Origin of the sequence: Rhodosalinus sp. 5P4 (assembly GCF_041365695.1) — a bacterium.
GTDB lineage: Bacteria > Pseudomonadota > Alphaproteobacteria > Rhodobacterales > Rhodobacteraceae > Rhodosalinus.
Genome location: NZ_JBGFSJ010000004.1, coordinates 336280 through 350772 on the forward strand (window position 1 = coordinate 336280; position 14493 = coordinate 350772).

Annotated in this window: 10 protein-coding genes and 1 tRNA gene; 1 reads left to right on the forward strand and 10 read right to left on the reverse strand. The window is 66.1% G+C overall.

What is annotated here, in order from left to right; translation table 11 throughout:
- Positions 1 to 33: 33 nt before the first annotated feature.
- From rpoC to AB6A69_RS09620, 9 genes are all read right to left on the reverse strand, one after another.
- A complete protein-coding gene (gene rpoC, locus AB6A69_RS09580; RefSeq protein ID WP_371060592.1) occupies positions 34 to 4275 on the reverse strand; it encodes a DNA-directed RNA polymerase subunit beta' in 4242 nt (1413 codons plus the stop codon).
- 91 nt (positions 4276 to 4366) lie between these two features.
- Positions 4367 to 8506 carry a DNA-directed RNA polymerase subunit beta gene (gene rpoB / locus AB6A69_RS09585; protein WP_371056813.1) on the reverse strand — a complete coding sequence of 1380 codons (4140 nt, stop codon included), beginning with the start codon at positions 8504 to 8506 and terminating at the stop codon, positions 4367 to 4369.
- Positions 8507 to 8750: 244 nt separating this feature from the next.
- Positions 8751 to 9134 (reverse strand): 50S ribosomal protein L7/L12, encoded by a 384-nt coding sequence (rplL, locus tag AB6A69_RS09590; RefSeq protein ID WP_371039384.1) that lies wholly within the window; start codon positions 9132 to 9134, stop codon positions 8751 to 8753.
- A gap of 72 nt (positions 9135 to 9206) precedes the next feature.
- On the reverse strand, positions 9207 to 9725 hold the full coding sequence (rplJ, locus tag AB6A69_RS09595; RefSeq protein ID WP_371039385.1) for a 50S ribosomal protein L10: 519 nt from the start codon (positions 9723 to 9725) through the stop codon (positions 9207 to 9209).
- 260 nt (positions 9726 to 9985) lie between these two features.
- Complete coding sequence (gene rplA / locus AB6A69_RS09600; protein ID WP_371039386.1) at positions 9986 to 10705, reverse strand: 50S ribosomal protein L1; 720 nt, start codon at positions 10703 to 10705, stop codon at positions 9986 to 9988.
- Positions 10705 to 11130 carry a 50S ribosomal protein L11 gene (gene rplK, locus AB6A69_RS09605; protein ID WP_371056814.1) on the reverse strand — a complete coding sequence of 142 codons (426 nt, stop codon included), beginning with the start codon at positions 11128 to 11130 and terminating at the stop codon, positions 10705 to 10707. Before rplK ends, rplA begins: the two co-directional genes overlap by 1 nt.
- A 106-nt stretch (positions 11131 to 11236) precedes the next feature.
- Positions 11237 to 11770: a transcription termination/antitermination protein NusG gene (gene nusG / locus AB6A69_RS09610; protein WP_371060593.1), complete on the reverse strand. Its 534-nt coding sequence runs from the start codon at positions 11768 to 11770 to the stop codon at positions 11237 to 11239.
- Positions 11771 to 11971: 201 nt separating this feature from the next.
- A complete protein-coding gene (gene secE, locus AB6A69_RS09615; RefSeq protein ID WP_371039389.1) occupies positions 11972 to 12163 on the reverse strand; it encodes a preprotein translocase subunit SecE in 192 nt (63 codons plus the stop codon).
- Positions 12164 to 12247: 84 nt separating this feature from the next.
- Positions 12248 to 12323, reverse strand: a tRNA-Trp gene (locus AB6A69_RS09620).
- 522 nt (positions 12324 to 12845) lie between these two features.
- On the opposite strand from AB6A69_RS09620, the gene AB6A69_RS09625 reads away from it, so the two are divergent.
- Positions 12846 to 13082: a hypothetical protein gene (locus AB6A69_RS09625; RefSeq protein ID WP_371039390.1), complete on the forward strand. Its 237-nt coding sequence runs from the start codon at positions 12846 to 12848 to the stop codon at positions 13080 to 13082.
- A gap of 161 nt (positions 13083 to 13243) precedes the next feature.
- Here the strand turns inward: AB6A69_RS09625 and tuf are convergent, their stop codons facing one another.
- Complete coding sequence (gene tuf / locus AB6A69_RS09630) at positions 13244 to 14419, reverse strand: elongation factor Tu (protein WP_371060594.1); 1176 nt, start codon at positions 14417 to 14419, stop codon at positions 13244 to 13246.
- Between the last annotated feature and the right edge of the window lie 74 nt (positions 14420 to 14493).

The following is a 14493-nucleotide window of genomic DNA, read 5'->3' on the forward strand; positions in this document are numbered from 1 at the left end:
CTCAGTGCGGCGCCCGGTCTTGGCCGGACGCAATCACTCCTCGCGGCTCTCGGGCGTCTCCGACGCGTCGCTGCCGGTCTCGTCGCCGAAGACGTCCTCAGCCGGCGCGGCCAGCGCCGCGGCGGCTTCCGCCTCTTCCCGGCGCGCCTCGATCACGATGTTGTCGCGCTCCTGCGCGACCCTGCGCACGCGCTGCGTGGCCCCGCCGGTGCCCGCCGGGATCAGGCGCCCGACGATGACGTTCTCCTTGAGCCCCACGAGCTTGTCGCGCTTGCCCTGCACCGATGCCTCGGTCAGGACCCGTGTCGTCTCCTGGAAGGAGGCGGCAGAGATGAAGCTGCGCGTCTGCAGCGACGCCTTGGTGATCCCCAGAAGGATCGGTTCGCCCTGGGCCGGGCGCCCTCCCTTCCTGATCGCCTTCTCGTTCGCGGCCTCGAACTCGGCCTTGTCGACGTGCTCTCCCTTGAGAAGCGTGGTCTCGCCGGAATCGAGGATCTCCCATTTCTGCAGCATCTGGCGGACGATCACCTCGATGTGCTTGTCGTTGATCTTCACGCCCTGCAGGCGATAAACGTCCTGCACCTCGTCCACCATGTAGTTGGCCAGCGCCTCCACCCCGAGAATGGCGAGGATGTCATGCGGCGCGGGATTGCCGTCCATGATGTAATCGCCCTTCTGGATGAAGTCGCCCTCCTGCACCGGGACGTGCTTGCCCTTGGGAACCATGTATTCCACGGGTTCGAGATTCTCGTCCGCGGGCTCGATGGTGATCCGGCGCTTGTTCTTGTAGTCGCGCCCGAACCGGACATAGCCGTCGATCTCGGCGATGATGGCGTGATCCTTGGGCCGCCGCGCCTCGAAGAGTTCGGCCACGCGCGGCAGACCGCCGGTGATGTCCTTCGTCTTCGCGCCCTCGCGGGGGATCCGCGCGACCACGTCGCCGGCCTGGATCTTCTGGCCGTCCTCGCAGGACAGGATCGCATCCACCGACATCGGATAGGTGACCGGGTTGCCCTGGTCGTTGCGCACGGGCTCGCCGGCCTCGTCCACGAGGATGATCTCGGGCTTGAGGTCGTTGCCCTTCGGAGCGGCGCGCCAGTCGGTGACGATCTTCTGCGTCATGCCGGTGGCCTCGTCCGTCTCCTCGCGCACGGCGATGCCGTTCACGAGGTCGTGGTGCTTGGCGATACCGTCCTTCTCGGCGATGATCGGCAGGGTGTAGGGATCCCACTCGAATAGCTTCGCGCCCCGCTCCACCTTCTGGCCTTCCTCGACGAAGAGCTTCGTGCCGTAGCCCAGCTTGAAGCTCGCCCGCTCCTCGCCCTGCTCGTCGCGGATCAGCAGCTTCATGTTGCGGCCCATCACGAGGATTTCCCCCGAGGCGTTCTCCAGCGTGGAGGCGTTCTCGAAGGCGATGGTGCCGCCCTGGCTCGCCTCCTGGAAGGACTGCTGGCCGCCGGTCGCCACGCCGCCGATGTGGAAGGTCCGCATCGTCAGCTGCGTGCCCGGCTCGCCGATCGACTGCGCCGCGATGATGCCCACCGCCTCGCCGGCGTTGACCATCGTACCGCGCGCGAGGTCGCGGCCGTAGCACATGGCGCAGACGCCCTCTTCGGCCTCGCAGGTCAGCGGGCTGCGGATGCGGGCGCTGGCCACGCCCTCTTCGTCGATCCGGTCCGCCTGCCGCTCGTCGATGAGCTCGCCCGCGCGGGTGATGACCTCTTCGCCGCCGGGCACGACGATGTCCGCCGCGGCCACCCGGCCGAGGACGCGCTCGCCGAGCGAGGCGACTACCTCGCCGTCGTTCACCGCCGGCTCCGCGAGGATCGACAGATCCGTGCCGCAATCCGTCATCCGAACGATGCAGTCCTGCGCGACGTCCACGAGACGGCGGGTCAGGTAACCCGAGTTCGCCGTCTTGAGCGCGGTGTCGCTGAGGCCCTTCCGCGCGCCGTGGGTGGATTTGAAGTACTCCAGCACGGTGAGGCCTTCCTTGAAGTTCGAGATGATCGGTGTCTCGATGATGTCGCCGTTCGGCTTGGCCATCAGGCCGCGCATGCCGCCGAGCTGCTTCATCTGCGTGACCGAGCCCCGCGCGCCCGAATGCGCCATCATGTAGACGCTGTTGGGCTCGACCTCGGCACCGTTCTCGTCTCGCTGGTTGGCCGAGATCGCGGACATCATCGCCTCGGTCACGCGGTCGTTGCACTTCGACCAGGCGTCCACGACCTTGTTGTACTTCTCGCCCTGGGTGATCAGGCCGTCCATGTACTGCTGTTCGAAGTCCTTCACCTGCTCGCGCGTGTCCTCGACGATGGACCACTTCTGCTCGGGGATGACCATGTCGTCCTTGCCGAAGGAGATGCCCGCGCGGAACGCCTCGCGGAAGCCGAGCGTCATGATCTGGTCGCAGAAGATGACCGACTCCTTCTGGCCGCAGTACCGGTAGACGGTGTCGATGACCTGCTGCACCTCCTTCTTGCGGAGCAGCCGGTTCACGAGTTCGAAGGGCGCCTTCGCGTTGAGCGGCATCAGCTGGCCGAGGCGGACGCGACCAGGGGTCGTGTCGTGAAGCTGCCAGACCTCGCTGCCTTCCTCGTCGATCTGCTTGATCCGGCACTTGATCTTGGCGTGCATGTGGACCGAGCCGGTATCGAGCGCGAACTGCACCTCGTCGGGGTGGGCGAAGACCATGCCCTCGCCCTTCATGCCCTCACGCCCCAGCGTGATGTAGTAGAGGCCCAGGATCATGTCCTGCGAGGGCACGATGATCGGCGCGCCGTTCGCAGGCGACAGCACGTTGTTGGTGCTCATCATGAGCACGCGCGCCTCGAGTTGCGCCTCGAGCGACAACGGCACGTGCACGGCCATCTGGTCGCCGTCGAAATCGGCGTTGAAGGCCGCGCAGACCAGCGGGTGAAGCTGGATCGCCTTGCCCTCGATCAGCACGGGCTCGAAAGCCTGGATGCCGAGGCGGTGCAGCGTCGGCGCACGGTTGAGGAGGACAGGATGTTCCCGGATGACCTCGTCGAGGATGTCCCAGACCTCCGGCCGCGCCTTCTCGACGAGCTTCTTGGCCTGCTTCACGGTCGAACTCAGGCCCTTCGCCTCCAGCCGCGAGTAGATGAACGGCTTGAAAAGCTCGAGCGCCATCTTCTTGGGCAGCCCGCACTGGTGCAGCTTGAGCTCCGGGCCGGTCACGATGACCGAGCGGCCGGAGAAGTCGACCCGCTTGCCCAGCAGGTTCTGACGGAAGCGGCCCTGCTTGCCCTTCAGCATGTCCGAGAGCGACTTCAGCGGCCGCTTGTTCGCGCCGGTGATGACACGGCCGCGGCGGCCGTTGTCGAAAAGCGCGTCCACGGATTCCTGGAGCATGCGCTTTTCGTTGCGCACGATGATGTCGGGCGCGCGCAGCTCGATCAGCCGCTTCAGGCGGTTGTTGCGGTTGATGACCCGGCGATAGAGATCGTTGAGGTCCGACGTGGCGAACCGGCCGCCATCGAGCGGCACCAGCGGGCGCAGCTCCGGCGGGATGACCGGGATGACCGTCATCACCATCCATTCGGGACGGTTGCCCGACTCGAGGAAGCTCTCGACGACCTTGAGACGTTTGATGATCTTCTTGGGCTTGAGCTCGCCCGTGGCCTCGGCCAGGTCGGCGCGCAGGTGCTCGGCCTCGGATTCGAGGTCGATCGCGGCCAGCATCTCGCGGATCGCCTCGGCGCCGATATTGGCGGTGAAGGCGTCCATGCCGTACTGGTCCTGCGCGTCCATGAACTCTTCCTCGGTCATGAGCTGACCGTAGGAGAGATCGGTGAGGCCCGGCTCTGTGACGACGTAGTTCTCGAAGTAGAGGATCCGCTCCAGGTCACGGAGCGTCATGTCGAGCATCAGGCCGATGCGCGAGGGCAGCGACTTCAGGAACCAGATATGCGCGACGGGCGCGGCCAGTTCGATGTGGCCCATGCGCTCGCGCCGGACCTTCTGCAAGGTGACCTCGACGCCGCATTTCTCGCAGACGACGCCGCGGTACTTCATGCGCTTGTACTTGCCGCAGAGGCACTCGTAATCCTTGATCGGGCCGAAGATGCGCGCGCAGAACAGGCCGTCCCGCTCGGGCTTGAACGTCCGGTAGTTGATGGTCTCGGGCTTCTTGATCTCGCCGTAGGACCACGAGAGGATCCGTTCCGGGCTCGCCAGCGAGACGCGGATCTCGTCGAAGACCTTGGGCGGGGTGAGCGGGTTGAACGGGTTGTTCGTCAGTTCCTGGTTCATGTCGTGACCTCAAATCCTGCGGGGAAGTTGGAGCGGGCGGAAAGGCGCTTCGAAGCGCCTTTCCAAGCGCCTTCCAAGGCGCTTCGGGCCGTCATTCCTCGTCTTCCTCCGCGTCCAGGAGTTCCATGTTGAGCCCGAGGCCCCGGACTTCCTTCACCAGCACGTTGAAGGATTCCGGCACACCGGCCTCGAAGTTATCCTCGCCCTTGACGATCGACTCGTAGACCTTCGTACGGCCTGCCACGTCGTCGGACTTCACCGTCAGCATCTCCTGCAGGGTGTAGGCCGCGCCGTAGGCTTCCAGCGCCCAGACCTCCATCTCGCCGAACCGCTGGCCGCCGAACTGCGCCTTGCCGCCCAGCGGCTGCTGGGTCACGAGGCTGTAGGGCCCGGTCGAGCGCGCGTGGATCTTGTCGTCCACGAGATGGTGCAGCTTGAGCAGGTACTTGACCCCCACCGTCACCGGCCGCGCGAACTGCTCGCCGGTGCGCCCGTCGAAGAGGACGGACTGGCCGCTTTCGCTGAAGCCCGCCCGCACGAGCGCGTCGTTCACGTCGGGTTCCTTGGCGCCGTCGAAGACGGGCGTCGCGATCGGCACGCCGCGGGTGACGGTCGAGGCCGCCTCGACGACGCGCTCCTCGTCCATCCCGGCGATACCCTCCTCGTAGACGTCGTCGCCATAGGCCAGGCGCAGAGCCTCGCGCACCGGCGTCAGGTCGCCGGTGCGGCGGTAGTCCTGAAGCGCGTCGTCGATCCTGAGCCCGAGGCCGCGCGCGGCCCATCCCATGTGCGTCTCGAGGATCTGGCCCACGTTCATCCGGCTGGGAACGCCGAGCGGGTTGAGCACGACATCCACCGGCGTGCCGTCCTCGAGGAACGGCATGTCCTCCATCGGGACCACCTTCGAGATGACGCCCTTGTTGCCGTGGCGGCCGGCCATCTTGTCGCCGGGCTGCAGCTTGCGCTTCACCGCGACGAAGACCTTGACCATCTTCATCACGCCCGGCGGCAGGTCGTCGCCGCGGCGGACCTTCTCGACCTTGTCCTCGAAGCGCGCGTCGAGCTGGCGCTTCTGCGCCTCGTACTGCTCATGCAGCGCCTCGACGATCTTGGCGTCCTCCTCGTCCTTGAGGGCGAGTTGCCACCACTGCCCGCGCGACAGGCCCTCGAGCAGCTCCTCGGTGATCTCGGAGTTGGCCTTCACGCCTTTCGGACCCTTCACGGCCGTCTTGCCGAGGATCATCGACTTCAGACGCGCGTAGATGTTGCGGTCGAGGATCGCGAGTTCGTCGTCCCGGTCGCGGGCGAGGCTCTCGATCTCCTCGCGCTCGATCTGGAGCGCGCGCTCGTCCTTCTCCACGCCGTGACGGTTGAAGACGCGCACCTCCACCACGGTGCCGTAGTCGCCCGGCTTCACCCGCAGCGAGGTGTCGCGCACGTCCGACGCCTTTTCGCCGAAGATCGCGCGCAGGAGCTTCTCCTCCGGCGTCATCGGGCTTTCACCCTTGGGCGTGATCTTGCCCACGAGGATGTCGCCCGGTTCCACGTCGGCGCCGATGTAGACGATGCCCGCCTCGTCGAGGTTGCGCAGCGCCTCCTCGCCCACGTTGGGGATGTCGCGGGTGATCTCCTCGGGGCCGAGCTTGGTGTCGCGGGCGGCGACCTCGAACTCCTCGATGTGGATCGAGGTGAACACGTCGTCGCGCGCGATGCGCTCGGAGATCAGGATCGAATCCTCGTAGTTGTAGCCGTTCCACGGCATGAAGGCGACGACCACGTTCTTCCCGAGCGCGAGTTCGCCCATGTCGGTGGACGGGCCGTCGGCGATCACCTCGTTCTTCGTGACCCGGTCACCCACCTTCACCAGCGGACGCTGGTTGATGCAGCTGTTCTGGTTCGAACGCTGGAACTTGCGCATCCGGTAGATGTCGACGCCCGGGTCGCCGGGCTCGAGGTCGTCCGTGGCGCGGACCACGATCCGCTCCGCGTCCACCTGGTCGATGATCCCGGACCGGCGCGCCATGATCGAGGCGCCCGAGTCGCGCGCCACGATCTCCTCGATTCCGGTGCCCACCAGCGGCGCCTCGGCCTGCAGAAGCGGCAGGGCCTGACGCTGCATGTTCGAGCCCATCAGCGCGCGGTTGGCGTCGTCGTTCTCGAGGAACGGGATCAGCGAGGCCGCGACCGAGACGAGCTGCTTGGGCGACACGTCGATGAGATCCACGCTCTCGTTCGGCGCGAGCGTGTAGTCGCCCGCCTGCCGCGTGGACACCAGGTCGTTCACGAACCGGCCGCCCTCGTCCAGCTTCGCGTTGGCCTGCGCGATGGTGTGGCGCATCTCCTCGGTGGCGGACATGTAGACCACATCCTCGGAGACCTGGCCCTCGTGCACCTTGCGGTAGGGCGTCTCGATGAAGCCGTACTTGTTCACCCGCGCGAAGGTCGCCAGCGAGTTGATGAGGCCGATGTTCGGGCCTTCCGGCGTCTCGATCGGGCACATCCGGCCGTAATGCGTGGGATGCACGTCGCGCACCTCGAAGCCCGCGCGCTCACGCGTGAGGCCGCCGGGCCCAAGCGCCGAGAGGCGGCGCTTGTGCGTCACCTCGGAAAGCGGGTTGGTCTGGTCCATGAACTGGGAGAGCTGCGAGGAGCCGAAGAATTCGCGCACCGCGGCCGCGGCGGGCTTCGCGTTGATCAGGTCCTGCGGCATGACCGTGTCGATCTCGACCGAGGACATGCGCTCCTTGATCGCGCGCTCCATGCGCAGAAGACCGACGCGGTACTGGTTCTCCATCAGCTCGCCGACCGAGCGCACCCGGCGGTTGCCGAGGTGGTCGATGTCGTCGATCTCGCCCTTGCCGTCGCGCAGTTCCATCAGCGCCTTCACGCAGGCCACGATGTCTTCGCGGTCGAGCGTGCGCTGGGTGTCCGGCTTTTCGAGATCGAGACGCATGTTCATTTTCACGCGCCCGACGGCCGAGAGGTCGTAACGCTCCGCATCGAAGAACAGCGTGTCGAAAAGCGCGCTCGCGGCCTCGACCGTGGGCGGCTCTCCCGGGCGCATGACGCGATAGATGTCCATGAGCGCGGTATCGCGGTTCATGTTCTTGTCCATCGCCATGGTGTTGCGGATGTAGGGCCCCACGTTCACGCCATCGATGTCGAGAACCGGGATCTCGGTGATGCCCGCGTCCAAAAGCGTCTTCAGCGTGCCGCCCGTGACGGTGCCGTCCTTGTCCGTCTCCCAGGTGAGCTCGTCGCCCGCCTCGACGTGGATGGCGCCGGTTTCCTCGTCGATGATGTCCTCGGCCACGAACTTGCCCAGGATCTGCTCGAACGGCACGAGCAGATCGGTGACCTTGCCCTCGTCGATGAGCTGCTTGACCGCCCGCGGCGTGACCTTCTTGCCGGCCTCGGCGATCACCTCGCCGGTCGCGGCATCCACGAGATCATGCGAGGGCCGCGTGCCGCGCACGCGCTCGGGGAAGAACTTCGTCTCCCAGCCCTCGCCCTTGCGCAGCGTGTAGCTGACCGTGTCGTAATAGGCCTTCATGATGGCCTCCTGATCCATGCCGAGGGCATAGAGCAGGGTCGTCACCGGCAGTTTCCGGCGACGGTCGATGCGGGCGTAGACGATGTCCTTGGCGTCGAACTCGAAATCCAGCCAGGAGCCGCGGTATGGAATGATGCGGCAGGCGAAGAGAAGCTTGCCGGAGGAATGCGTCTTGCCCTTGTCGTGGTCGAAGAACACGCCGGGGCTGCGGTGCATCTGGGACACGATGACCCGCTCGGTGCCGTTGACGACGAAGGTGCCGTTATGGGTCATGAGCGGCATGTCGCCCATGAACACGTCCTGCTCCTTGATGTCCTTCACCGACTTCGCGCCGGTGTCCTCGTCCATGTCGAACACGATCAGGCGCAGCGTGACCTTGAGCGGCGCGGCATAGGTCATGTCGCGCTGCTGGCATTCCTCCACGTCGTATTTCGGCCGCTCGAGATCGTAGCTGACGAATTCCAGCACCGCGGTCTCGTTGAAGTCCTTGATCGGGAAGACCGACTGGAAGACGCCCATCAGGCCTTCGCCCTCCTGTGGCGACGGTCCGTCGCCGGAGTTCAGGAACAGGTCGTAGGAACTCTTCTGAACCTCGATGAGGTTCGGCATCTCCAGCACTTCGCGGATCTTGCCATAGTACTTGCGCAGTCGTTTCTGGCCGAGGAAGGATTGAGCCATGAGCCGTGCCACCTTTCGTTTCTCACCGGGCGCGTTCGCTGCCGGGGCCACAGGCCCGCGCCCAACCGAGACGGCGTGATCGCGATCCATTCCCGGCCCCCGTCCCACCGCGGGGCCTCCCGATCGCCTGAACCTCGCCTTGGAAAGGCCCGCGGACCGGGCCTTGCCGAGACAGGTTCGGCCGGGCCCGGTTTCCCGGGCCCAGCCTTCAGAGATGCGCGCCCCATGCGGAGCGGGCGTCCTGTTACTTGAGCTCGATCTCGGCGCCGGCCTCTTCGAGCTTCTTCTTGATCTCCTCGGCCTCGTCCTTGGAGACCTGCTCCTTGACGGCCTTGCCACCGGCTTCCACCAGCTCCTTGGCCTCCTTGAGGCCGAGACCGGTGATCGCGCGCACTTCCTTGATCACGTTGATCTTGGACGCGCCGGGCGACTTCAGGATGACGTCGAACTCGGTCTGCTCCTCCTCGGCCGCACCGCCGGCGTCGCCGCCCCCGGCCGGAGCCATCATCACCGCGCCGCCGGCGGCGGGCTCGATGTCGTACTCGTCCTTGAGGATTTGCTTGAGTTCCTGTGCCTCGAGAAGCGTGAGGTTAACGATCTCTTCGGCGAGTTTTTTCAGATCAGCCATTTCGTGACTCTTTCCGTATCAATGTGTGTCCAGCGTCGGGCATCCGCCACGACAAGGGTTTTTCGGGTTGCCTTACGCGGCTTCGGCCTTCTCTTCGATGGTCGAAAGGATGCTCGCGATGTTGGAAGCAGGCGCGCCGATCGCACCGGCGATGTTGGAAGCGGGTGCGCCGATACAGCCGACGATCTGCGCGATGAGTTCCTCGCGCGACGGCATTTTCGACACGGCCTCCACACCGGCCCGGTCCAGAACCGTCTCTCCCATCGCCCCGCCAAGGACCTCGAGCTTCTTGTTGCCCTTGGCGAAGTCCTCGACCACCTTGGCGGCTGCCACGGGGTCTTCGGAGTAGGTGAGCACGGTCATGCCCGTAAGAAGGTCCGCAATGCCTGCGCACGGCTTCCCCTCGAGGGCGATCTTGGCGAGCCTGTTCTTGGCGACGCGCACGGAACTCTGACCCGCGCGGGCGCGGGCACGAAGATCCTGCATCTCGGCAACCGTGAGACCCTCGTAGTGGGCAACCACCACGACGCCAGAGCTTTCGAAGATCTGGCCGAGTTCCTCGACCACTTTCTCTTTCTGGGCTCTATCCACAGTTTCACTCCAAGTTTGGAGGGGATCCCCCCTCCGGCTCTGTTGCACCGCCGCCCGGACAAGCGCCCGGAAGACGGCCTTCGGGTCCGTGTCAGGGTCCCGAGGCCTCGATCGCCCGAGGGGGGGTCTGCCCACCCGGAAATCTCGTCTCGTTCCCCATCTCGGGAAGGACTTAACGGGTTTCCCCTGCCCTCCGTCTCGGACAGGACGGGGCCCGGCCGGCCCCGCCACCCGGCGCGCCCGAAGGCACGCCGAATTCCTTATTCCGCGGCTGCGGCCGCCGGCCCGCTCATGGCGGAGCCCACATCGACGGAGATCCCCGGCCCCATAGTGGAGCTGAGGGAAATCTTCTTGATGTAGGTGCCCTTGGCACCCGCCGGCTTCGCCTTGGCCACCGCGTCCACGAAAGCGCGCAGGTTCTCGGCAAGCTGGCCGTCGTCGAAGGAGGCCTTGCCGATGCCCGCATGAACCACACCGGCCTTCTCGGCCTTGAATTGCACCTGGCCGCCCTTGGCGTCCTTGACCGCCTGCGCCACGTCCATCGTCACCGTGCCCACCTTCGGGTTCGGCATAAGGTTGCGCGGGCCGAGGATCTTGCCCAGCCGGCCGACCACGGGCATCATGTCCGGCGTCGCGATGCAGCGGTCGAAATCGATCGCGCCACCCTGGATCGTCTCCATCAGATCCTCCGCGCCCACGATGTCGGCGCCGGCCTCCTTGGCCTCGTCCGCCTTCGCGCCGCGCGCGAACACCGCGACGCGGGTTTCCTTGCCCGTGCCGTTGGGCAGGCTGACGACGCCGCGCACCATCTGGTCGGCGTGGCGGGGATCGACGCCGAGGTTCATCGCGACCTCGACCGTCTCGTCGAACTTGGCCGAAGCGTTCGCCTTGACGAGCGCGAGAGCCTCCTCGACCGCGACATCTTCCTTGCCGGCGAGAGCTTCGCGGGCGGCGCGGGTGCGTTTACCAAGCTTCGCCATCACTTCACCTCGATGCCCATGGAGCGGGCGCTGCCGAGGATGATCTGCATCGCGTCCTCGATGGTGTTCGCGTTGAGGTCCTTCATCTTGGCCTCGGCGATTTCCTTGACCTGGGCCGCGCTGACCGTGCCGGCGGTGCCGCGACCCGGGGTCGCGGAGCCGGATTTCACCTTCGCGGCCTTCTTGAGATAGTAGGACGCCGGCGGCGTCTTGATCTCGATGGTGAAGGACTTGTCCTGATAGTACGTGATAAGGGTGGGGCAAGGCGCACCTTGCTCCATGTCCTGCGTCTTGGCGTTGAACGCCTTGCAGAACTCCATGATGTTGATGCCGCGCTGACCCAGCGCGGGACCGACCGGCGGCGACGGATTCGCCTGCCCGGCAGGCACTTGAAGCTTCATCTTGCCTGCGAGTTTCTTGGCCATCTGGCCCTCTCTCCTTTCCAACACCCGGACCGGCGCGCCGGCCGGGCTTTCGCGTCGTGTGGTCCGGCCGGGTCGCCGCGGCGCCCGAACCTCCCACGGTTCGCACTCAGCCCTGTTTGGTGACCTGAGTGAATTCCAGATCGACCGGGGTTTCCCGGCCGAAGATCGACACCATCACCTTCAGGCGCTGGTTCGACTCGTCCACTTCCTCGACCATGCCGTCGAAATCCTCGAACGGGCCGTCGTTCACCTTCACCTTCTCGCCCACCTCGTAGTGGATGAGGGTGCGCGGCGCCTCTTCGCCCTCCTGAACGCGGTTCAGGATCGCGTTGACCTCGGCGTCGCGCATGGGCATCGGACGGCCTTGCGGCCCCAGAAAGCCAGTGACGCGGTTGATCGAGTTGATCAGGTGATACCCCTTGTCCGACATCTCCATGCGGACGAGCACGTAGCCCGGCATGAAGCGGCGCTCCGCCGTCACCTTCTTGCCGCGCCGCACCTCGATCACTTCCTCGGTCGGAACGAGCACTTCCTCGATCTCGTCCTCGAGACCGGCCTCGGTGGCGGCTGTCTTGATCTGCTCGGCGATCTTCTTCTCGAAATTGGAAAGAACGCTCACCGAATACCAGCGTTTCGCCATGCTGCCTCAGCCCTTGTCACGACCCGGCAAGGCCGGGAATTCACAGTATGATCCGGCCTTCTGACCGTGTCCTTCCGGAAAACAAAAGCGGCGCGCAACACGAATCGCCGCGCGCCAATTTCCGGAGGTTGACGTGCCTCCTACCCCTCGCGGCGCGAAGTTGCAAGGGCCGGGCGCGCCATGTCCGGCACGCCCGGCATGTCAGTTGAACATGCCCAGAAGCGCCGTCAGCCCGCTTCGGATCGCAAGATCCACGAGCCCGAAGAAGATCGCCGTCAGCGTCGCCATGATGAAGACCATGATCGTGGTCAGGACCACCTCGCGGCGCGTCGGCCAGACCACCTTTGCGATCTCGGCGCGGGTCTGCTGGATGAACTGCAACGGGTTGGCCATGGCGCGCGGACCTCTTTCCTCGGACGCGGGGGATATACGGGGTGCGGCGGCGGCCTGCAAGGGCGGTGTGCCCACCCGAAGGAATGGCAGGGGCAGCAGGGCTCGAACCCGCGACCTACGGTTTTGGAGACCGTCGCTCTACCAACTGAGCTATACCCCTCCGGCCGGGGTCATCCTCTATGCGCGCAGCCCCCGCGATGCAAGCGGGAATCGCCCGTATCGCGTCAGCTCCGGCGCCCGGCGCCGCAGGGGGCCGGCTCTTGCGACCGGAGGGGGGCGGCGCGGCGCAGCGATGACATGCCCCTCACCCCGTCCGGAGCCTGGCGCCGCGCGAGGCTCGCGCCGGCGCGAACCGGCTGAAACAAAACGCCCAGCACGTTTCTTTGAACGCCGTGCGATCGCGCCCGGGCTCACGCGCGCCGCCCGGCCCCGTGACCAGCTCGTGAAAGCGCCGGCCCCCGCCGCACAGGGTCCTGCCGGCAGCGCCGGCATACCGTTGCGCACACTGGAGCCCGGGGGATCACGTCAAGCCCAAATCCCCGTGCCCGGGAAGCGATGGAGGCGTGATTTCCCCGGCGCGCCGGGATGGCGCAGATTGCGGGGCGTCGGCGGCGGACACGCCCCGGCGGAACCCCTGAAAGCCCCGGAGCGGGCAAACACCGAACGACGAAAGGAAAGACCCATGACCCGTATTTTCGCAATCGCCGCCCTCGCCCTCGCAACCGCCGCGACCGCGGCCTCGGCGATGGCCCCCAGCAGCGCGCAGCTTCGCCAGATCGAGCGTCACGCCCCCGCCGGCGCCGATCTTTCGGTGCTGTCCCATTCGGACACGCTGCGGATCCTCGGCCAGATTTCGAGCGCGGACAACGCGGGCGAGATCCGGCGTTTCATCCGGGCTCGGCTGCGCGATGCGAGCTGAGGCCGCAGCATCGGACCGGCTTTCGCAGCAACATTCGCCGCGCGCGCATCGGCCGCGCGGCGGATCCGGCCCCTCGAACGACGAAACCCCCGCCGCAAGGACGGGGGTTTCACGAGCTCGGGACCGGGCGTCTTTCCCGGCCCACGTCGACCCTGTTCGCGTTACTCGATGATCTTGGAGACGACGCCGGAGCCCACGGTGCGGCCGCCTTCGCGGATGGCGAAGCGCAGGCGCTCCTCCATGGCGATCGGCGCGATCAGTTCCACCTCGAAGCTCACATTGTCGCCCGGCATCACCATCTCGGTGCCCTCGGGCAACTTCACCGTCCCGGTCACGTCCGTCGTGCGGAAGTAGAACTGCGGGCGGTAGTTCGCGAAGAACGGCGTGTGACGGCCGCCCTCGTCCTTCGTCAGGATGTAGGCCTCCGCCTCGAACTTCGTGTGCGGCGTCACCGAGCCGGGCTTGCACAGCACCTGGCCGCGCTCCACGTCGTCGCGGTCCACGCCGCGCAGAAGCGCGCCGATGTTGTCGCCCGCCTCGCCACGGTCCAGAAGCTTGCGGAACATCTCCACGCCCGTGCAGGTCGTCTTCCGCGTCGGCTTGATCCCGACGATCTCGATCTCGTCGCCCACTTTGATCACGCCGCGCTCCACGCGCCCCGTCACCACCGTGCCACGGCCCGAGATCGAGAACACGTCCTCGATCGGCATCAGGAACGGCTGGTCCACCGCACGCTCGGGCGTCGGGATGAAGTCGTCGACCGCCGCCATCAGCTCGCGGATCTTCTCTTCGCCGATCTCGGGGTCGCGCCCCTCCATCGCCGCCAGCGCGCTGCCCGCGATGATCGGAACGTCGTCGCCCGGGAAGTCGTAGGCCGACAGAAGCTCGCGAACCTCCATCTCGACGAGCTCCAGAAGCTCCTCGTCGTCCACCTGGTCGACCTTGTTCAGGAACACCACCATCGCCGGGATGCCCACCTGGCGGCCCAGCAGAATGTGCTCGCGCGTCTGCGGCATCGGGCCGTCGGCCGCGTTCACCACCAGGATCGCGCCGTCCATCTGCGCCGCGCCCGTGATCATGTTCTTCACGTAGTCCGCGTGGCCCGGGCAATCCACATGCGCATAGTGACGGTTCTCCGTCTCGTACTCCACATGCGCCGTCGAGATCGTGATCCCCCGCGCCTTCTCCTCGGGCGCGCCGTCGATCTGGTCATACGCCCGGAAATCCCCGAAATACTTCGTGATCGCCGCCGTCAACGTCGTCTTGCCGTGGTCGACATGACCGATCGTGCCGATGTTCACGTGCGGCTTCGACCGCTCAAACTTCTCTTTTGCCATCTTCCTGAGGCGCCTCGCGGTTGGGGGGTCTGAGCCGACCCGGGTTAGCATCGCGCGCTCGTCTATTGTCTGCG